Source organism: Acinetobacter sp. ANC_7512 (genome assembly GCF_056779935.1).
Map to the genome: position 1 here is coordinate 56354 of NZ_JBWYIX010000006.1, position 20445 is coordinate 76798.

Sequence of the window (20445 nt, forward strand, 5' to 3'; positions counted from 1 at the left end):
GCATAATCACGTGGTTTAATATTAATCACGTTTGTACCTAAATGTAAGTCATATTTGAGGTGATTAGCAATGATGCAAAATGCCTCCGTAAGATGAGTAAGTTATCGTGAAAAAACAGAAATTAACGCTAATGCATGTGCTGACTACATCAGTACTACTCTCTATGAGCTCATTGAGCTTTGCAGAATTAATTAATCATGCTAATTCTGCACCGGGGCAGGCGAGTATCAGTTGGTCATCTGAAGATGCAAGCCAATTCTTAAATAATGATAGTGTCAAAGCTTCTACTTCCTCTTCGGAAGAGTATACACCTCAAGCAACGACCACGATTACAACAACAATTCGTAAATCTACAGGCCTTGCGACCTCAACATCACCAACTACGCAGATTCTTGATAACAGTCGCTATAGTAATCAACCTTCAGTGAACGCGCGTGCAGCGTTGGTCATGGATGCAAATACAGGTGAGGTCTTATTTAGTAAGAACACGAATACTGCTCTTCCGATAGCGTCTGTTACAAAGTTAATGACAGCTGTTGTGATCGCAGATGCACAATTAAATATGTCTGAAAATATTACGCTGCAAAGTATTGATTTTGCAGGTGCAGGTGGTAAAAACTCAAGCTCGACGTTGCGTGTAGGTGACACAATGAATCGTGCTGAAGCCTTATTATTCGCTTTAATGAAATCTGAAAATCCTGCAGCTGCGGCTTTGGCTCGAACATATCCAGGAGGTCGTGCGGCTTTCGTCTCTGCTATGAATAATAAAGCACGTGCCTTAGGGATGCATTCATCTAAATTTACTGAGTCAACAGGTCTAGATCCGCGCAATGTTGCATCTGCGCGGGACTTGGGCATCTTGGTGAGTACCGCATCACAGTACGGTCTTATTCGTCAATTTTCTACGACGCCAACCTATGATTTTAACCTCGGTTATCGTGTGTTAAAATCGAACAACACGAACTCTCTCGTTCGTAACGGTGGCTGGAATATTAACATTTCAAAGACGGGATTTATTAATGAGGCTGGGCGTTGTGTGGTGATGCATACGACTTTGAATAATCGTCCAGCTGTAGTTGTGCTTTTAGGAGCAAGCAATACTCAAGCTCGTAATGATGATGCTGTTCGCTTAATGCGTTGGACCAGTCAGTTACCACGTGCGATCTAGACCATAAATAAAAAAACCCTGCATCTGCAGGGTTTTTTATCATGCAATCTTACATATTAGACAAAATTGAATCGCGTACTTGATCCATAGTTGCATCAATTGAAAGCATGACTGCATCAGAACATTGTTTGATAGCAGTATCAGGATCTTTAAGACCATTACCTGTTACAGTACAAACAATGACTGAACCTTCAGCAATTTTGCCCGCTTTAATATCGCGGATTGCACCACCAATCGAAGCTGCAGAAGCAGGCTCAACAAATACACCTTCATACATAGAAAGCAAACGTTGAGCTTCTAAGATTTCAGCATCTGTTAATTCATCAAACCAACCTTGAGAGTCACGTACTACCGCTTTCGCATGGTTCCAGCTTTGTGGGTTACCAATACGGATTGCTGTTGCAACAGTTTCAGGGTTTTGAACAGGTGCACCACGTAAGAATGGTGCTGCACCAGAAGCTTGATAGCCAACCATCGTCGGTAAACCTTCAGGTTTAGGACCTGTGAATTGATCAGTTTCAGCATCATAAATTACTTGCTCAAATTGATCCGCAGGTTGGTTTGCAACAGCTTCTGTATAACCCATCCAGTGTGCAGTGATGTTACCTGCGTTCCCTACTGGTAAGCAGTGATAGTCAGGTGCACGACCTAATTCATCAACGATTTCGTATGCAATCGTTTTTTGGCCTTGCAAACGGTAAGGGTTGATTGAGTTTACGATAGTTACAGGGGCTTGGTCAGCAACTTCTTTAACAAGGCGCATACCGTCATCGAAGTTACCACGAATTTGCATTGTGATCGCACCATACATCATTGCTTGAGCCATTTTACCCATTGCAATTTTGCCTTCTGGAATTAAAACGAATGCTTTAATACCAGCGCGAGCAGCATAAGCGGCAGCGGCAGCAGAGGTATTACCTGTAGATGCACAGATAATCGCTTTAGAGCCTTCTTCAACCGCTTTAGTGACTGCCATGGTCATACCACGGTCTTTAAATGAACCAGTCGGGTTTAAGCCTTCGTACTTCACATAAATTTCAACATTTTTGCCAATTAAACGTGGAATATTCGCAAGCTTAATCAGTGGTGTATTACCTTCGCCTAGGGAGATTGCACGAGTAGTTGCAGACACTGGTAAACGGTCGCGATAACGGTCAACTAAACCAGTGTAACGATTGGCATTAGACATGATGATGTTCCAATTGTGTGTAGAGCTGGAGAGGGCAGCAGTACCCTCTACCCGAGATGATTAATTATCAAGCGATTCTAAACGAATTCGTACAATTTCGCCATGGATGACGGGTAATGCTTGAATTTGTGAAAGCGCTTCATCCATTTTTGATTCAACAATAGGATCTGTCAGAATCACGATAGGAATAAGGTCTTTTAAGCGAGGTTGCTGCATAATGGCATCAATACTGATTCCTGCACGACTCAAGATCGTAGTAACTTCAGCAAGTACACCTGTTTGATCTTCAGCATTAATGCGGATGTAGTAACCCGTTGTCATTTCTTCACGACTTAGAATTGGTAAGTCTGTGAGTGCTTCAAATGCTAATTGTGGAATAGTTCCTGCACCGTCTTCAGTATAAGAAATGTCACGAACGATATCGACAACGTCAGCGACTACGGCAGAAGCAGTTGGACCAGCACCAGCACCAGCACCATAATATAGAGTTGGGCCGACTGCGTTCGCTTGTACGAGAACAGCATTTTTAACGCCGTTTACATTTGCGATCAACTGATCATCTGGAATGAGCGTTGGGTGAACACGTAGTTCAATGCCTTTTTCTGTACGACGTGCAATACCTAAATGCTTAATACGGAAGCCAAGATCTTCAGCATACTTCACATCTTGAGCAGTAACTTTACCAATTCCTTCAGTAAAAACTTTATCAAATTGAAGTGGAATACCAAATGCACAAGATGCAAGAATGGTTAACTTGTGAGCAGCATCAATCCCTTCTACATCAAAGGTTGGATCTGCTTCAGCATAGCCAAGTTCTTGCGCTTCTTTCAAAACGTCCGCAAAAGCACGTCCTTTTTCACGCATTTCACTTAGGATAAAGTTGCCTGTACCATTAATGATGCCTGCAAGCCAATCGATTTTATTGGCAGCTAAGCCTTCACGAATTACTTTGATAATTGGAATACCGCCGGCAACAGCTGCTTCATAGGCGATCTGCACAGCATTGTCTTCAGCAAGTTTAAATAATTCGTTACCATGTTCAGCTAAAAGCGCCTTATTGGCAGTGACAACTTGTTTGCCATGAACAATTGCTTCTTTGATGACTTCATAAGCAGGGTGAATACCACCCATGACTTCAACAACAACATCAACATCAGGTTGACGAACGATATCAAGAAGGTCGGCACTTTGTTTAACTGAGTCTGGAAGATTTAAATCTGGGCGAGGGCGACGAGTACCCACATAAGTAATTTGAATTTCACGACCGGTGCGACGTCTAATTTCAGCAGCGTTTTCTTGTAATAGTTTAAGGGCACCACCACCTACGGTTCCTAGACCGAGTATTGCCAGACGAACTGGTTTCACGTCACACTCCAAAAAATATGTAAAATTTTATTGAACCTAGATCATAGCTAAAAAAAGAGGCAGACTCTAGGGTCAATCGAGTTAAATATTGATGTATAAAAAGCAGTAATTTATCTCATAAATATTAGTTATTTAAGCTACGTAGTATTTCATCTACTGTCATGTATCCACCAAGATAAACACCTTCTGAACTGTAAATTGCAGGCGTTCCATTTACACCCATTTTTAAGCCCATTTGGTATTGATCTTTAACAGGATTTTCACAGTTGGCATTGTCCAATTGTTGACCTGCAATAGCTTGATCAAATGCGGTTCTACGATCTTTACTACACCAGACACTTTCCATTGCTGGGAAATATTGTTCTCCACGTGGCCACGCGATATAACGAACTTCAATTCCTTTAGAATTGATTTCATCCATATGTTCATGCAATTTATGGCAGTAAGGGCAGCTGATATCTGTAAAAACGTAAACGATATGTTTGGTTTTAGATTTAGCTGGATAAATAATGAGATCTTCAGCTTTTAACTGGCTTAGTAACCCTTTACTCAATGCCGACTGGAAGGATTGTCCAATATCTTCAACTTTTTTATTACCTAAACGTAGTAAATCACCTTGGAAAATATATTGACCATCTGCAGTAGTGTATACCGCAGTCATACCCTCTAAATTGACCCAGTAAAGATTTGGTACTTCGGTTGGTTTAATGTCTATAACTTTGGCATTGATATTTGCGGTTTTAAAATTTTTCTCTAACTTTTGAATCAAGCGTTGTTGCGCATTTCGCTCAGTTAAATTTGATGCTTGGCCGGTTGCTGGAGCAGTTGCCGTTAAAGTACCATCTGATTTTTGTGTGTCTTCAGACTTGGAGCATGCATACATAAAAAGCGTCGTTGCAAGGGTAGAAACGAATAAAATTTTCGAACGGGTAAATAACATAAACAACCCTTTTAAAGTTTTCAGCATTATTTTTACTGCGCTAAGCATAACAAAAAATATTCTCAAATCCTAAATTATAGCTCAGTGCTACAAAATTCAGATCGATGACTTAGCCACGGGGATGATGCTGAGCATGAAGTTGTTGCATGCGAATTTGTGCAACATGCGTATAAATTTGGGTTGTCGATAAATCACTATGCCCTAAGAGCATTTGTACCACTCGGAGATCTGCACCATGATTGAGCAGGTGAGTTGCAAAAGCATGTCTTAATGTATGGGGGGATAGCTCTGTAGGTATACCTGCTTGGAGGGCATAACGTTTGATGGCATACCAAAAGTTTTGACGGCTCATAATCCCGCCATGTTGGGTCAGGAATAAGTAATCTGTAGCACTTTTATGGAGTTGGGGGCGAGCTTCTGCTAAGTATTTTTCAATCCATTCCACAGCAATTTGCCCCAAAGGAACTAAACGCTCTTTATTTCCTTTGCCCAAAATTCGCAAAAAACCCTGATTGAGATTGATGTGATCTATTCTTAAATTAATCAGTTCGCTCACGCGTAAACCACAAGCATACAGGACTTCAAACATCGTGCGATCACGCAAGCCTAACGCTGTGTTTGTATCTGGTGCTTGAATGAGTGATTCAACATCTTGCTCAGATAAATCTTTAGGTAACGCTCGTCCTAACTTGGGTGTTTTGTGCGCTGCTATAGGATTATCTGTTCTTAAATTTTGCTCTCTTAAAAATTTATAAAAAGACCGAAGTGCCGATAAAGTGCGAGCAATTGATCGAGGACTTTTCCCTTGTTTGGTGAGCTCAATCAGTACATCTGAAATATCATCATGTGACCATAAGGTCATGGGGCTGGTTAACAGAGTACTGCATTGGACTAAATCTGTGAGATAAGCATTTCGGGTGTGCGGACTAACAGACTGAGCGATTAAATAATCCCGAAATCCGTATAAGAACGAAAGTTGTTCTGGAATTTGAATGGGGGTAGGAATTCGAGGTTTCTTATTAATCATATGGATATTCGATTGAGAAATTCGATTGATTTAATTGAGATTATCTAATGTAGTGTAATTTTCTATGCATGTCGATGTGTTATAAGAAGATGCGAATCATTCTTGATGAGAGTGCGGTAATAATTCTCATTTGTATGTATACTGTTCAAAATTTTTTAGGGTTAGGTACGGTGCGTTTATCTGATTTGAAAGTCAAACAATCTGCCATCATTAAGCAAGTGCATCGCACTGTAGATGGTACTTCTACAGATATGGTGGCAAGTCGTTTAGAAACGCTAGGATTTGTTGCCGGAACTAAAGTACAAGTCGTTACGAAAGGACTGTTTGGTGGCGAACCAATTCTCATTCAAGTGGGTTTTACTCGCTTTGCCTTAAGAAAAAATGAAGCAGAAAAAATTGAAATAGAAGGAGTGTCGGCATGAGCGATGCGTTGCGTGTTGCCCTTGTTGGTAATCCTAACTGTGGTAAAACTTCATTATTCAATCATTTGACTGGAACACGCCAAAAAGTAGGTAACTATGCAGGTGTAACCGTTGAGCGAAAAATTGGTCATTTCACGCTAAACTCGGGTAAAGCGGTTCGTGTTTTAGACTTGCCAGGAACGTATAGTTTAGACGCAACTAGTCCAGATGAAGAAATCACCCGTGATGTTGTTTATGGGAAAATTGCGGAAGAAGGTCGTCAAGATGCATTTTTATGCGTTGTAGATGCAACCAATCTTAAGTTGCACCTTGGTTTAGTTTTGGAGTTGATCCAATTGGGTCGTCCAATGCTACTCGTGCTTAACATGATGGATGAAGCTCGTCGTCGTGGAATGCAAATCAATACCCAGAAGCTTTCTGAGCGCTTAGGCATTCCAGTTGTAGAAACAGTTGCTGTACGTCGCTCAGGTATTGAAAACCTGATGAATGCGCTAGATCATGGCAAATATGCTGTTCCTCAAACTGAGCTGACAGGTTTGAAAGGATCTGATCACGACAAAGTTGAAGCGATTGTCAAAGATGCCGTTCAATTTGTTGAATTTGATGATAAACGTTCAGTTTTTCTCGATAAAATCTTTCTGCACCCTGTATTTGGTCTATTCAGTTTAGCGGTGATGATGTTCGTCATTTTCCAAGCAGTTTTTGCTTGGGCGGCACCCTTCATGGATGGTATTGAGACGTTCTTTGGCTGGTTGGGTGAAGTTGTTGGCGAGAATATTGCCCATCCATTACTCAATAGTTTAGTGGTTGATGGAATTATCGCGGGTGCTGGTGGTGTAGTTGTCTTTTTGCCTCAGATTCTCATCTTATTCTTTTTTATCTTGGTGCTTGAAGAATCAGGTTATTTACCCCGAGCGGCATTCTTACTTGATAAGTTGATGTATAAAGCAGGTCTTTCGGGACGTGCATTTATTCCATTACTGTCAAGTTTTGCCTGTGCAATTCCTGGAATCATGGCATCACGGACTATTAGTGATCCAAGAGACCGTTTGACCACGATCTTTGTTGCACCATTGATGACTTGTTCAGCTCGTTTACCCGTCTATGCGTTGTTGATTGCGGCTTTTGTTCCTTCTCAAATGGTTTGGGGACTATTTAACCTTCAAGGTTTAGTGCTGTTCGGTCTATATATGGCAGGGATTGTGAGTGCACTGATCGTATCGTTTGTGTTGAAGTTTTTCCAAAAAGATAAATCTCAACATATGCTATTGATGGAACTTCCAAGCTATCGTTTTCCAGATTTGAAAAATGTGTGGATTGGTTTGCTTGATCGAGCAAAAATCTTTTTAAAGCGAGTCGGTGGAATCATCTTTGCGCTTTCTATTTTATTATGGTTCTTGTGCACATTCCCACAACCACCTGAGGGTGCAACATTACCTGCGATTGATTATTCATTTGCGGGGATGTTAGGTCATTTGATGCAACCAATCTTTGCGCCATTAGGCTTTAATTGGCAGATTTGTATTGCCTTAATTCCAGCCATGGCTGCGCGTGAAGTTGTCGTTGCTGCTTTAGGCACGGTGTATGCTTTGTCTGCTGTTGATGAGGATGCGATGTCGGAAGGCTTGGCATCACTGATTAGTAGTGGTGGGGATTTGGGCTGGTCTTTAGCAACAGGATTATCACTTTTGGTCTGGTTCATTTATGCACCACATTGTTTGGCGACATTAGCGACAGTGAGACGCGAAACAGGTTCTTGGAAGACAGTTGGCTTTATGACCGTCTATTTATTTGGTTTAGCGTACTTTATGTCGTTCTTGACCTATCAAGTCGCGACCAGCGTGTTAGCTTAAATCTGAAGAGTTGAGGAGACTGAGATGATTGAAATTCTAATTATTACGGCATTGGTCCTTTGGAGTGCATTGGTCGTATTCAAAAAGGTTTTTCCACAGACGTCAAATTCAGTCTTTATGAAACTGTCAGATGCTACGGAAAGAAAAGGGTGGAAGGCACTATCAAAGTGGCTTAAACCCAAAATGACTGCTGGATGTGGCGGAAATTGCGCTTGTCCTGTTTCAGACAAGGAAACACCCAAGTTAAACCCTCAAGCTGTGAAATGGAAGTAGTTTACTTCAATAAAAAAACCGCCTAAATTGGCGGTTTTTTTACGCATGGACACAAAATAATGTCAAGATTATGAAATCAAAAAAAGCATTCAAAGCAGCAAAGTGCTAACATTTCGGCAGTTTCTAATTAGACTAAAATATGGGGCAGAAATGTTAATACAGCGTGGTGGATTAAAAGTTGTCGCAGGACTCGGAATTTCGGGTGTTGCTGCGGTAAATTTTCTACATGAAAAAGGCTATCACGTTGCAGTAACAGATTCGAGGACCTCTCCACCTGGACATGATCAAATTCCACCTGAAGTCCAAACTAGCTTTGGGAAATTTGACGAAGAAATGTTGTTGTCTGCTGAGGAAATTATTATCAGTCCAGGGCTTGATCTTAAACTGCCAGTGATTCAAACAGCACTTGCACAAGGCATTCCTGTTGTCAGTGAAATTCAAATTTTACGACGTGCGACTGAAAAGCCTATTGTTGCAATAACAGGTTCTAATGCAAAAAGTACAGTGACCACCTTGATCGGCTTAATGGCGAAATATGCAGGCAAAAAAGTCGCTGTAGGGGGGAATTTAGGACGTCCAGCCTTAGATTTAACCAAAGATGATCCAGAGCTATATATCTTAGAACTATCCAGTTTCCAATTAGAAACTACATCGAACTTAAATGCTGAAGTTGCTGTCGTCTTAAATATGAGCGAAGACCATCTCGATCGTCATGGCGATATGATGGGATATCACACTGCCAAACATCGTATTTTTCAAGGTGTCAAGAAAGTGGTCTTCAATCGGGATGACTCTTTGACACGTCCTTTAGTACCTGATGCAACGCCAATGCAGAGTTTTGGGCTCAATGCACCAGATATGAATCAGTATGGTGTACTCAGAGATACTGATGGCACGATGTGGTTAGCAAGGGGGCGTGAACGTTTATTGAAAAGTTCTGAGATGTATATTCAAGGGACACACAATGTCGCAAATGCACTTGCGTGTTTAGCTTTAGGTGAAGCGATAGGTCTACCATTAGAGGTCATGCTGGAAACTTTGAAAACCTTCAAGGGGTTGGAACATCGCTGCGAATTTGTCAAAGAAGTGCAAGGTGTTCGTTATTATAACGACTCAAAAGGTACAAATATTGGGGCAACCTTAGCAGCATTAGACGGCTTAGGTGCGGCGATCGCAGTACAGAAAGCTAAAGTTGCCATCATTTTAGGTGGTCAAGGTAAAGGGCAAGATTTTACTGCTTTAAGAAAATCATTAACGGAATTTGCAAAACTCGCGGTACTCATTGGTGAAGATGCGCCAGTGATTGAACAAGCAATTCAAGGCACAACCACAATTCTTCACGCTACATCATTAGAAGAAGCAGTAAAATTATGCCAAGCAAATACACAGCAACATGATGTGGTATTGCTTTCGCCGGCATGTGCAAGTTTTGATATGTTTACTGGCTATCCACAACGCGGACATCAATTTGTTGCTTGTGTGAATGCGCTGCACGAAGAACAATAAGGACGAAGATATGGCTGAGTCAGCTCAGACAACGATTGATAAAGTGAATAAAATTTACCAACGTTGGTTACCACGTATTCCAAGTGAAATTACATCAAGGAATGTTCTAATTTTTTGTGTGATTGCACTGCTCTGTATTGGAACGGTGATGGTTGGTTCAGCTTCTATGCCTTACGCAGAAAGATTGCATGAAAATCCATTCCACTATGTCATCCGCCATGCCATATCCATCGTGGTTGCGTTTGTCGCAGCAATTTTGGTTTATCGTGTTTCGTTAAATACCTGGTTTAATAACACATTTCCGTTATGGATGATGACTATGGCATTGCTTGTCGCGGTGTTATTAGTCGGTTCGGAAGTGAACGGTTCGACGCGTTGGATTCGAATCGCAGGATTTACCTTCCAGCCTACTGAAGCTGCGAAAGTGATGATGGCTATTTTTACTGCAGATTATGTTGTCCGTCGGGCAGAAGAAGTGCGGAATAATGTGAAAGGGCTGGCACGATTAGCAACAGTAATGCTATGTACAGTTGGTTTGATTATTGCTGAACCTGACTTAGGTGCAACGGTAGTGGTTGCCTTAACGATGTTAGGGGTGTTCTTTCTTGCAGGTGCGCCACTAATCCAGTTTGGTATTGCATTGGGTGCCATTATCATGGCATTTGTAGTGCTGGTTGTGTTCGAGCCTTATCGTTTCGAGCGTTTAATGTCTTTTACCAATCCATGGGCAGATCCTTTAGGTTCTGGTTATCAGCTTTCAAATGCGCTTATGGCCTTTGGGCGTGGTGAATGGTTAGGGGTAGGCTTAGGCCATAGTATTCAAAAAATGTCTTATCTCCCTGAGGCGCATACGGACTTTATGTTGGCTATTTTGGCAGAAGAGTTCGGTTTCATGGGCATTACGGTTGTTCTCGCACTGTCATTTCTTATGGTGGGTGCGTGTATTCGAATTGGGCATCGTGCCATTCAACATCAATTCTTGAGAGCGGGTTATTTGGCTTACGGGATTAGCATTATTTTTGTTCTGCAAATTATGGTAAATGCTGGCATGAATATGGGGCTGCTCCCAACAAAAGGTTTAACTTTACCATTTATTAGTTATGGTGGTTCATCTCTGATTATGTGTGCTGTCATGGTCAGTTTAATGCTGAAAATTGAAGCAACAACCCAAGAAAAGAATCAGGCTAAGGAAGTATCTAGCTTTTAAAATACACGATTGTATCTTAAGCATTCAAATCTGATGATGGTGGAGTACTATTTTGCTGCAACACCATTGTTGGCATATGTGTGCCACAGTTTAAACAGGTGACTTGACCAGATTTGGGTTTTGATAGTGGAATCAATGGAATAAAAAATAAAGAAAAATAATTGCGTTGTTGTTTAATTTCATAATTGCTATGTGTACGACAGACTGGGCATAGAAATTGCCCCTTTTCCGTTTTGATGGTTTTAGGTCCTACCCCAAAAATAAAAAACATAATGAACTCCTGATTAATCTATTTAAATGGAATTCAAAAACATTTTCAGCTGAATAACAAGCATGATTCTGTATGGACACTATTCAAAAACACCTTGTATGGTGGTGCCAACTGGAATTTTCTTACGATCCCATTGTTGAATTGCCTGTAGAAGCATGCGATTTGGTTGATCTAGATCAACTGGATCTTGTCCTAATGCATGAATAGCTTTGTTCAAGAGTTGGGGGGCTTGGGTGAGATCAAGTGCTACAGCTAAATTTTGCTTAGAAAGCTTTGTACCATCTTTATTCATTGCTAGGGGCAAATGCATATACTGAAGTTCAGGGTAGCCCAATAATCGCCCTAACCAAATTTGTCGTTCAGTGTTATCCAGCAAATCAGCACCACGCACAACATGAGTCATTCCTTGTAGATAATCATCCACAACCACGGCGAGCTGATAATTAATAATACCGTCGCGACGTTTAAGAACAAAATCTCCTAATTCATTGGTCAAATTAGAGCAATGCTGACCTTGTAAAAGATCCTCAAAACAAATCAACTCGTCTGATGTTTTAACCCGTATGGCTTGTTGATCGTGTGGTAGTTTTAAATCGCGGCAAGTACCGCTATAGATATGATTAGAGCCTAAGATTTTGCGTGTACATTGGCAGGCATAGGTGAGGTCACGTTGCTGAAGATCATTTAAGACAGATTCATAGATGTTTAAACGGTCTTTTTGAAAGATAATTTCGTCATCAAACTCGAAACCGAAAGCTTCAATACATGACAAGATATGTTCTTCACTACCAGGATATATGCGAGGGATGTCTGTATCTTCAATTCGTACAACCCATTTGCCTGCATGAGATCTTGCTTCACAATAGCTTGCAACAGCTGTAATGAGTGATCCAAAATGAAGAGGGCCGGTTGGCGATGGCGCAAACCGACCCACATAAGCCATCCTGTTGTCCCCCTCCTTTATCAAAGGAGGGGTTAGGGAAGGATTATTAAATAACATGATTAACCGTTATTTTGTTTCTCTTTAATTTCAGCTAAAGTTTTGCAATCAATGCAAAGCGTCGCTGTTGGACGAGCCTCTAAACGACGTAAGCCAATTTCGATCCCACAGGTTTCACAGAAACCATAGTCATCATTTTTGATTGCTTCGATAGATTGTTCAATTTTGCGAATTAACTTGCGTTCACGGTCACGAGTACGAAGCTCAATCGCAAACTCTTCTTCTTGCGTTGCACGGTCATTTACATCAGGCAATGCAGTATTTTCATCTTGCATTGTATTTAATGTTCGATCCACTTCTGACATTAACTCGTCTTTCCATGCCAATAAAATTTGACGGAAATGCTCAAGTTGACCTTCAGACATGTATTCTTCATTTTTTTTCGGCTGATAAGGCTCGATGCCAAATAGACTCGCTGTAGTACCGCCTTCGGAAGTCTTTGGCTTGGTCTTACGCACGCGTTTTACTTTTTCAGCAACTACGTTGTTTTCTTCCAAGACTTGATTTTGGTTGTCATTCGCCATAAAGGGCATTCCTCATCATATGCGTGTTTGCGTACGCAAAAAATATGGTGATATGCAAGTGTTTTTATCGCTTCCGATAGATTGTTGCTATCGGGGGCGTCATCATATAGATTTTTTATCAAAGATGAAAGCTATGAATATCTGTTTTGGACTGTTCAGATTCCATTCGGACAGATAACTTAATCCAAAACACTTTAAAAGAAAAGCTAATAACCTGAAATTTCTTTATTAATATTTTGCGCAAAATTTTGTAGGCGATGAACACGTGTTTCAAAGCTACCATCAGCTTTCAATAGCAGGCTGCGATAGCCTGGTGCAAGGTCATCAAAGGCAAAATCTTCAGTCTTTGGTTTAAACTGAACAGAGGTGGAAGGCGTTGATAAAAATTGAATATTTTTCCAGACATTCAACGAATCTTGGTGCACATGTCCAAAGATCACTGCTTGAATCTGTTGATACTCTGCCATGATCTGTGTCAATTGATCTGAATTTTTTAAGATGTGTCGATCAATCCACTTGGAATTCATTTCAAGTGGGTGATGATGACACGCCAAAATGACTGGGTGCTGCTGTGTTTCCTGAAGAATCATTGATAAATGATTCAATTGTTCTGCTTTAATCCAACCATCTACTTTGTGGGGCACAGCACTATTTAATAGGACGATTTTCCACGTTTCGAAAGTTAACACGGCCGGTATAGGATCAGGCGCTGCAAAAGGAAAATATTCGGCATCATCATGATTCCCTGGAATTTGATAAAACGGAATATTCAAATTTTTCATGAAGCTCAAATATCGCTGATAAGTTGCCTCATGTGGTACCTGTGCCAAGTCACCTGTATGAATAATCGCATCAATGTCTTGATAGCGATTTAAAATATCATTGATCACTGCATGAAAACTTTGTTCAGGATTTATCTGAACAAACGGCGTGTCAGGATGATCCATGAGATGAGTATCGGTAATTTGGATAATGAGCTGATCATTTTTATTCTGTTTGATTAAAGGCGTCATAAATTACCTCAGCGCTATAGAGGTAGTGGCAATGTGCTGTTTGAGCCATTGCAGAGCCATGATGACAGGTGCATTACACAATCGTTTGGATGCCAATAATGGTTCAAGATCTGAATAAGCTAAGATATGCAGTTGGATATTCTCACCTTCATCTGGCATACCATGAATACCGCCTAGCTCAGGAAGATCTGCTTCTGCAACATACAAATGAAAAACTTCATCGCACGCACCAGCAGAAGGGTAGAAGGTAAATAAATGTTCCAGATTACGAATTTCACAACCAGATTCTTCTAAACTCTCACGCTGAATGCATGTTTCAGGTGATTCATCGCCATCTAATACGCCTGCAATGATTTCTAGTTGCCATGGGGAGATAGGATCATCGATTGCACCAATTCGGAATTGTTCAATCAGTGCAAAGCGCTTGAGTGCATCATTGTAGATGAGTACACCAGCAGCTTCTTTTCGATGCACTAATTCACGATGAATTGTTGGGGTATAAGTATTCTCACCAAATAAACGATGTGTGATGCTCACTTTCTCTATACGAATGAATCCTTGATAAAGGGATTCGCGAGAATGGACCTTAAAATCTTTATTATTGTAAGTAGCTTTTTCAAGAATTTTCATTCGTATACGTTAGGACAAAAATTTATTTCATCCTAACTGAGATTGCATTAAAGAAAAACAGATTTTTTAATTTTTACAGCTTCTGATACAACTTTTGTCCTTGCTTATGATACTCATTTTTCATGGCGTTGAGACCTGATTCAATCTCTTGATTTAACTTGAGATCTAGGTTGTCAGACTGCTGATTTTGAGCGTATTCACGCACATTTTGGGTAATCTTCATTGAGCAAAATTTAGGTCCACACATCGAACAGAAATGCGCTGATTTATGTGCCTCTTTCGGCATGGTTTCATCATGCATACTACGTGCCGTATCAGGATCTAAACTTAAATTAAATTGATCTTCCCAACGAAACTCAAAACGTGCTTTTGAAAGCGCATTATCACGGACTTGAGCACCTGGGTGTCCTTTGGCGAGGTCTGCAGCATGTGCTGCAATTTTATAGGTGATAATGCCATCTTTGACGTCCTTTTTATTGGGTAGACCTAAATGCTCTTTAGGTGTTACGTAACAAAGCATCGCTGTTCCATACCAACCGATCATGGCTGCACCAATTGCTGAAGTAATATGATCATAACCAGGTGCAATATCTGTTGTTAATGGTCCTAATGTATAAAAAGGTGCTTCTTTGCAAACCTCAAGTTGTAAATCCATATTTTCTTTAATCATATGCATAGGAACATGACCAGGACCTTCAATCATGACTTGCACATCGTGTTCCCAAGCTCGATGGGTTAATTCTCCTAATGTACGCAGTTCGGAAAATTGGGCTTCGTCATTGGCATCTTGAATGCACCCAGGGCGTAAACCATCACCTAAGCTGAATGAGACATCATAGGCTTTCATGATCTCGCAGATTTCATCAAAATGGGTGTATAAGAAATTTTCTTTATGATGTGCAAGACACCACTGTGCCATGATTGAACCGCCGCGTGAAACGATGCCCGTTAAGCGATTGGCTGTGAGAGGAACATAGCGTAATAAAACACCAGCATGAATCGTGAAGTAATCAACCCCTTGCTCAGCTTGTTCGATTAAAGTGTCTTTAAAAATTTCCCATGTAAGATCTTCTGCTATTCCATCCACCTTTTCTAATGCTTGATAAATCGGAACAGTTCCAATAGGTACAGGGGAGTTTCGAATAATCCACTCGCGTGTTTCGTGAATATTTTTACCCGTAGATAAATCCATGATGGTGTCAGCACCCCAACGTGTTGCCCATGTCATTTTTGCCACTTCTTCATCAATGGATGAACCCAGTGCTGAGTTGCCAATATTGGCATTGATTTTCACTAGGAAATTTCGTCCGATAATCATCGGTTCGAGTTCAGGATGATTGATATTGGCAGGAATAATGGCACGACCTGCAGCGACTTCTTGGCGTACAAATTCGGGTGTAATTTCTAATAAATTTTTTGCACCAAAGTTTTGACCAACATGTTGGCGAGTATCCACACCTTCGCGCTGTTTTTGGTTTTCTCGAATCGCAATGTATTCCATTTCAGGCGTGATAATACCCTGCTTAGCATAATGCATTTGCGTAACGTTATGTCCTGGTTTAGCTCGACGAGGTTTCTGGATATATGCGAAACGAATGCCAGCTGTACGAATATCTTGAAGACGTTCTCGCCCAAATTTTGAGCTTAATGTCGCGAGTTGTTCTGTATCTGCGCGCTCTTCAAGCCATGTATCTCTGAGGTTTGGTAGGCCTCGATTTAAATCAATTTGAATCTCAGGGTCGGTATAAACACCTGAAGTGTCATACACCAAAATGGCAGGATTATACTCACCGCCTAAGCCCGTTGGTGTATCGGAGAGTGCAATTTCACGCATGGGTACGCGAATATCTGGACGAGAACCCTGAACATAGACTTTTTTTGACGCTGGTAAAATGCGGGTGAGATCTTGAGCATCTTGCTCATGTTGAGCAGAGAGATCTGTATTTGAAAGATTCGTTAATTGGTTCATTGCAATGATCCTTATGAATGACATCAACGAATCAAGCACGACCAAAAACGGTGGCGGAATTATCCTGAATGAATAACCTAGAACAAAGTTTTTAGATGGCTTGATTCCTACGCAGGTATTAACCTGATCAGGTTCAACGGTACTCACCATCAAAACAATGTTTTAGGTGATCTCAGCGAGTTATTACTCGCGCTCCGTCAAGCGATGCCAAAATATTAACATATAAAGTCCGATTAAAGTCATCAGACTATGATGCATAACAAATTGCGTCTTTAAAGCAATTACGACGATTTTCAAGATCAACAGTTTTTAAGTTTAAATAGTGACTTAGCTGTATAAGAACTTGCGGATTTTGATCAGTCTGATTTGAAGTTAATTTACTTTTTTGTTGTGAATCCAGTTCGATAAATTTTAAGAAAAGTCTCGCTTGATCTGCTAAACGACTATTTTTCATATTTGCGAGTTGTTCGATTTCAGCTAAAGCATCGGGTGCAATTTCAACACGTCCTTCAAAATCATGAGAAACAGGATCATGGTTGAGACCTTTAAATAATAGATTTGAATAAAAATGATAAAGGTACTCTGCATCTAAACGGAAACTGCTTTGAGGATATTTTTTTAGATAATTTTCCCAATACTGGGCACGTCTAGAAATCTCTTTTGCTTCAAGATGAAAATGAGGATCTTCAAATTGTGCTTGCTGATTTTGTTCAGCAAGTTCTTGCATAAATGCTTGTTCTGCCTCAGGGAAATAGGGGGCAAATACTCGTGCTAAATAATATGGGTTTCTTTGATAGGTTGCTTGGTGGTTAATATCGACGAGATCAATATACGCTTGACCTTTATGCCGAAGTAAATATTGATCTCGTGGATGTAATTTTTCAATTTGTGATTGTTGAATCGTCGGAAATTGCGACTGGTCATGAGCATATAAATCAAAAGCTTTTTGCTGATCAGCTGATCGATCTATACTTAAGAAATTTCTATACATGATGTCTGCCAAACCGATCAATTCTTTCTGTTCCTGAAAGGGCATTAAGGGAAGACAAAGTCGAATATCTTGATTGATTTGCTCAATGGCGAATGTAGTCCGTTGAGCAGTTATCCCGAGCATTTCTTTTTTGAGTTTTTGACAAATAAGGTTGAGATCAGGTGTGGTGTTCTGGTTTTGGGTTGGGTTTGGAGATTCAGTAGGTATTTCTTCGGAAATCGGTTTTTGACACGCAGTTAAGCCAAGACTTACGACCATAAGAGTCAATAATTGACGAATAGGCTTAAACGTGTGCAAAAATGACTTCATTGAGATATCAAAATACAGTTAAAGTGTGAAATGAGGCGCAAATAGATTTTCACTTATTTTAAAACCGTACAGTGAAATTTATTGTAGTTGCTTCGCAATCAAGCGTTAAAATAATGTATGAAAAACATACATCAATGTGCATAATTCAAAATAATTCTCCGGATTAAATGAAAAAATAATAAAATTGATACGTAAAAAGCTCGATTAAAGATTATATTTGCAACATCCTATTCTAATTACTTGTTATTCAAATGCTTAAGGTGCTGTGAAGTCATTATCATGAAAAAAACTCTACTTGCAGTCAGTTTAATTGCACTTAGCCCGATGAGCTTTGCATTGAACCTCGTTGAAGCCTATGAGCGAGCAAAGCAAACCGATCCAAATTGGCAAGCCAACGTGTTGCAGTATGAGGCTGATCAGTTAAATATAGGTTTAGCAAAAGGTAATTTGCTGCCGACAGTAACCGTTTCAGGAAATGTGACGCGTAAAAACCAAGATGTAAATCGTTCAAGTACAGAATCGAATCCTTTTTTTAATAGTTCTGACCTGTTGGCATCGACATCGACCACTCGTCAAATTGCGATTACTGCACGACAACCCATTTTCAGAATGGATGCTTGGCAGGGATATAAACAGGTAAAAACCTCAGTTCAACTGAGTGAAGTCACTTTAAAACAGCAACAGCAACAACATATATTAAATGTCTCTGAAGCTTATTTTAATGTACTACGTCAACAGGCTTTAACGCTCACTAACGCTCAAGAAGAAAAAGCATTATTCGAGCAGCTCAATATGATGAATGCCAAACTCAAAGAAGGTTTAGTTGCTGAAAGCGATGTGAGCGAAGCGAATGCACAATATCAAAATGCGCGAGCAAATCGAATTGCGACAGGTGTTCAATTAATCTTGGCACAAGAGCAACTTGCTCAGTTGATTGGACCTTACCAAGAAAAGCTCGCTGTTTTAAGTGATGATTTCGAGTATCAAAAGCCTGTACCGAATATCATGAGTGAATGGACTAAATTAGCTCAAGAACAGAATCTTGAAATTCTACAAGCGCGTTTGCAACGTCAATATGCCAATGATCAGCGACGTGTAGAGCAAGCGGCGCTTTATCCTCAAGTCGAAGCCGTAGCCACTTATGGATATAGTGAACAGTCACCACAAACAGCTATATCGAGTGATGGACAGTTCGATCAGGTGGGTGTAGAAATGAACTGGAATGCCTATACCGGTGGGCGAACTAAAATTAATATTGATAAAGCGACAAAAAATGTTGAAAAGTCGGAACGCCAATTAGAAGCTGCGATACGTAAAGCAACCACAGATGCTAAAAAATCTTACCTACAAATTGATATGGATAGTGCTACATTGCAAGCGCGCAAAGCTGCCATGGATTCTTCAGCATTAGTCGCGAAAGCATCCCAAGCTCAGTATGATGAAGGGCTTAAAAGTATGGTTGATGTGTTGCTTGCGCAAAGAAATGCTTTTGCAACGCGATTAGATTTTGTGAATGCTCAATATGATTATGTGTTGAATGTGTTGAGGTTGAAGGCTTCTGTGGGTCAATTGAATGAAAATGAGCTTCGTCAAATGAATGCATGGTTAGTTGAAAAATAGAATAAATTGATTGTTTTGTCATCAAATATTCACAATTGATATGCTTTAATATGGCAAAAATTTCAATCCATTCACGCTGTGTGGAGTAATAAGACTTTGAGCTCTAATAATCCTGTACTTAGCCACCATATTTCTTCTCAATTTAACGAAGATTTGCAAGATGTCCATACCAAATTTATGGCGATGGGTGGTTTGGTTGAGCAACAAGTTGCTAATGCCATTCATGCTCTTTTAGACACCAATGTGAATTTAGCTGTAGATGTCCAATTTCAGGATAATACGGTAAATCGCTATGAGCGTGAAATTGATGAAGGTTTGACTTTGATTTTAGTGCGTCGCCATCCTGCTGCAAGTGATCTGCGTATGGTGATTGCAATGAGCAAGGCCAATACCGATTTAGAACGTATTGGTGATGAAGCAGCTAAAATTGCACGTATAGCCCAAAATCTATGTGAAGAAGGTGAATCACCTCGTGGTTATATGGAAACACGTCATATCGGTAATCAAGTACGAGTAATGATTCATGATGCGTTGGATGCATTTGCACGCGTTGATGCAGAACAAGCACTGAAAGTATTGTTGGCTGATGCAGATATCGATCGAGAATATCAATCTGCTACACGTACATTAATGACCTACATGATTGAGGATCCTCGTCATATTTCTCGCGTTCTGAATGTCATGTGGGTGCTGCGATCTCTAGAGCGTATTGGTGACCATGCGCGTAATATTTCTGAACAAGTGATTTATATGGCTAAAGGCTACGATGTTCGTCACACTAGTGTGGAAGAGATTGAGGAAAAAGTTCAAGGTAATCATTAAAATAGAATTCGTTTCAAACACAAAAACCTCGAATATCGAGGTTTTTTTATGCGGACACTAAACTTGAGTTCTGTAAAACATATAGACAAAAAAATTCCTAGATTTTGGGGGAAATCTAGGAAGGAAAACTGATGAAACAGTACGCTGTTATTATTATTTGTTCACTCATAATCTTGCTATGAAATAATAATATTCAAATTATGTGTAAAGTTCAGCTACAAAAGCGTGATTTTGTGTAATTTAATATTAATAAAATGTAAACTGGTTCACATTTAAGTGTCTTATTCAATCCTGCCTATTTTATTGGTTTATGTCAATTATCATGATGATTTAAAAGTATTTTAGA

General features: G+C 40.2%; 19 protein-coding genes and 1 riboswitch. Of the genes, 8 read left to right on the forward strand and 11 right to left on the reverse strand.

Features of this window, described 5'->3' with window-relative positions:
• Window positions 1-106 precede the first annotated feature (106 nt).
• Window positions 107-1168 carry a serine hydrolase gene (locus tag AC1M9H_RS07385; RefSeq protein WP_481613089.1) on the forward strand — a complete coding sequence of 354 codons (1062 nt, stop codon included), beginning with the start codon at window positions 107-109 and terminating at the stop codon, window positions 1166-1168.
• 49 nt (window positions 1169-1217) lie between these two features.
• Here AC1M9H_RS07385 and thrC read toward each other — a convergent pair whose 3' ends face one another.
• From thrC to xerD, 4 genes are all read right to left on the reverse strand, one after another.
• Window positions 1218-2357, reverse strand: coding sequence for a threonine synthase (thrC, locus tag AC1M9H_RS07390; RefSeq protein WP_092767330.1), 1140 nt, complete (start codon window positions 2355-2357; stop codon window positions 1218-1220).
• Window positions 2358-2417: 60 nt separating this feature from the next.
• On the reverse strand, window positions 2418-3722 hold the full coding sequence (locus AC1M9H_RS07395; RefSeq protein WP_481596100.1) for a homoserine dehydrogenase: 1305 nt from the start codon (window positions 3720-3722) through the stop codon (window positions 2418-2420).
• Window positions 3723-3846: 124 nt separating this feature from the next.
• Complete coding sequence (locus tag AC1M9H_RS07400; protein ID WP_481613090.1) at window positions 3847-4662, reverse strand: DsbC family protein; 816 nt, start codon at window positions 4660-4662, stop codon at window positions 3847-3849.
• A 109-nt stretch (window positions 4663-4771) separates the two neighbouring features.
• Entirely contained in the window at window positions 4772-5689 is a 918-nt protein-coding gene (gene xerD / locus AC1M9H_RS07405; protein ID WP_481591489.1) for a site-specific tyrosine recombinase XerD, read from the reverse strand.
• Window positions 5690-5859: 170 nt separating this feature from the next.
• Here xerD and AC1M9H_RS07410 point away from each other — a divergent pair, with 170 nt between their 5' ends.
• The 5 genes from AC1M9H_RS07410 (at window position 5860) to ftsW (ending at window position 10950) form a co-directional block, all read left to right on the forward strand.
• A complete protein-coding gene (locus AC1M9H_RS07410) occupies window positions 5860-6111 on the forward strand; it encodes a FeoA family protein (protein ID WP_481613122.1) in 252 nt (83 codons plus the stop codon).
• Window positions 6108-7964: a ferrous iron transporter B gene (gene feoB, locus AC1M9H_RS07415; RefSeq protein ID WP_481613091.1), complete on the forward strand. Its 1857-nt coding sequence runs from the start codon at window positions 6108-6110 to the stop codon at window positions 7962-7964. The genes AC1M9H_RS07410 and feoB overlap by 4 nt, the downstream gene beginning before the upstream one ends.
• Before the next feature lie 24 nt (window positions 7965-7988).
• Window positions 7989-8237, forward strand: coding sequence for a DUF6587 family protein (locus AC1M9H_RS07420; protein WP_035263913.1), 249 nt, complete (start codon window positions 7989-7991; stop codon window positions 8235-8237).
• 150 nt (window positions 8238-8387) lie between these two features.
• Window positions 8388-9743: a UDP-N-acetylmuramoyl-L-alanine--D-glutamate ligase gene (murD, locus tag AC1M9H_RS07425; protein WP_481596104.1), complete on the forward strand. Its 1356-nt coding sequence runs from the start codon at window positions 8388-8390 to the stop codon at window positions 9741-9743.
• A gap of 10 nt (window positions 9744-9753) precedes the next feature.
• Complete coding sequence (gene ftsW / locus AC1M9H_RS07430) at window positions 9754-10950, forward strand: putative lipid II flippase FtsW (protein WP_035263915.1); 1197 nt, start codon at window positions 9754-9756, stop codon at window positions 10948-10950.
• A 16-nt stretch (window positions 10951-10966) separates the two neighbouring features.
• Here ftsW and AC1M9H_RS07435 read toward each other — a convergent pair whose 3' ends face one another.
• The 7 genes from AC1M9H_RS07435 to AC1M9H_RS07465 form a co-directional block, all read right to left on the reverse strand.
• Entirely contained in the window at window positions 10967-11221 is a 255-nt protein-coding gene (locus tag AC1M9H_RS07435) for a zinc-ribbon domain-containing protein (RefSeq protein ID WP_481589171.1), read from the reverse strand.
• 79 nt (window positions 11222-11300) lie between these two features.
• Window positions 11301-12164 (reverse strand): tRNA glutamyl-Q(34) synthetase GluQRS, encoded by an 864-nt coding sequence (gene gluQRS, locus AC1M9H_RS07440; RefSeq protein WP_481594777.1) that lies wholly within the window; start codon window positions 12162-12164, stop codon window positions 11301-11303.
• A 59-nt stretch (window positions 12165-12223) separates the two neighbouring features.
• Window positions 12224-12745: an RNA polymerase-binding protein DksA gene (dksA, locus tag AC1M9H_RS07445; protein ID WP_035263919.1), complete on the reverse strand. Its 522-nt coding sequence runs from the start codon at window positions 12743-12745 to the stop codon at window positions 12224-12226.
• A 206-nt stretch (window positions 12746-12951) separates the two neighbouring features.
• Window positions 12952-13758, reverse strand: coding sequence for a 3',5'-cyclic-AMP phosphodiesterase (cpdA, locus tag AC1M9H_RS07450; RefSeq protein WP_481591485.1), 807 nt, complete (start codon window positions 13756-13758; stop codon window positions 12952-12954).
• A gap of 3 nt (window positions 13759-13761) precedes the next feature.
• Window positions 13762-14388: an NUDIX domain-containing protein gene (locus AC1M9H_RS07455; protein ID WP_481591484.1), complete on the reverse strand. Its 627-nt coding sequence runs from the start codon at window positions 14386-14388 to the stop codon at window positions 13762-13764.
• Between the two features lie 73 nt (window positions 14389-14461).
• Window positions 14462-16357, reverse strand: coding sequence for a phosphomethylpyrimidine synthase ThiC (gene thiC / locus AC1M9H_RS07460; RefSeq protein WP_481613092.1), 1896 nt, complete (start codon window positions 16355-16357; stop codon window positions 14462-14464).
• 87 nt (window positions 16358-16444) lie between these two features.
• Window positions 16445-16564, reverse strand: a riboswitch (TPP riboswitch).
• Window positions 16565-16604: 40 nt separating this feature from the next.
• A complete protein-coding gene (locus AC1M9H_RS07465; RefSeq protein ID WP_481591482.1) occupies window positions 16605-17657 on the reverse strand; it encodes a hypothetical protein in 1053 nt (350 codons plus the stop codon).
• Between the two features lie 279 nt (window positions 17658-17936).
• Between AC1M9H_RS07465 and abuO the strand changes: the two genes are divergently transcribed.
• Window positions 17937-19277 (forward strand): multidrug efflux outer membrane protein AbuO, encoded by a 1341-nt coding sequence (gene abuO / locus AC1M9H_RS07470; protein ID WP_481590435.1) that lies wholly within the window; start codon window positions 17937-17939, stop codon window positions 19275-19277.
• A 96-nt stretch (window positions 19278-19373) separates the two neighbouring features.
• Window positions 19374-20099: a phosphate signaling complex protein PhoU gene (gene phoU, locus AC1M9H_RS07475; RefSeq protein WP_035263928.1), complete on the forward strand. Its 726-nt coding sequence runs from the start codon at window positions 19374-19376 to the stop codon at window positions 20097-20099.
• The last annotated feature ends 346 nt before the right edge of the window (window positions 20100-20445 follow it).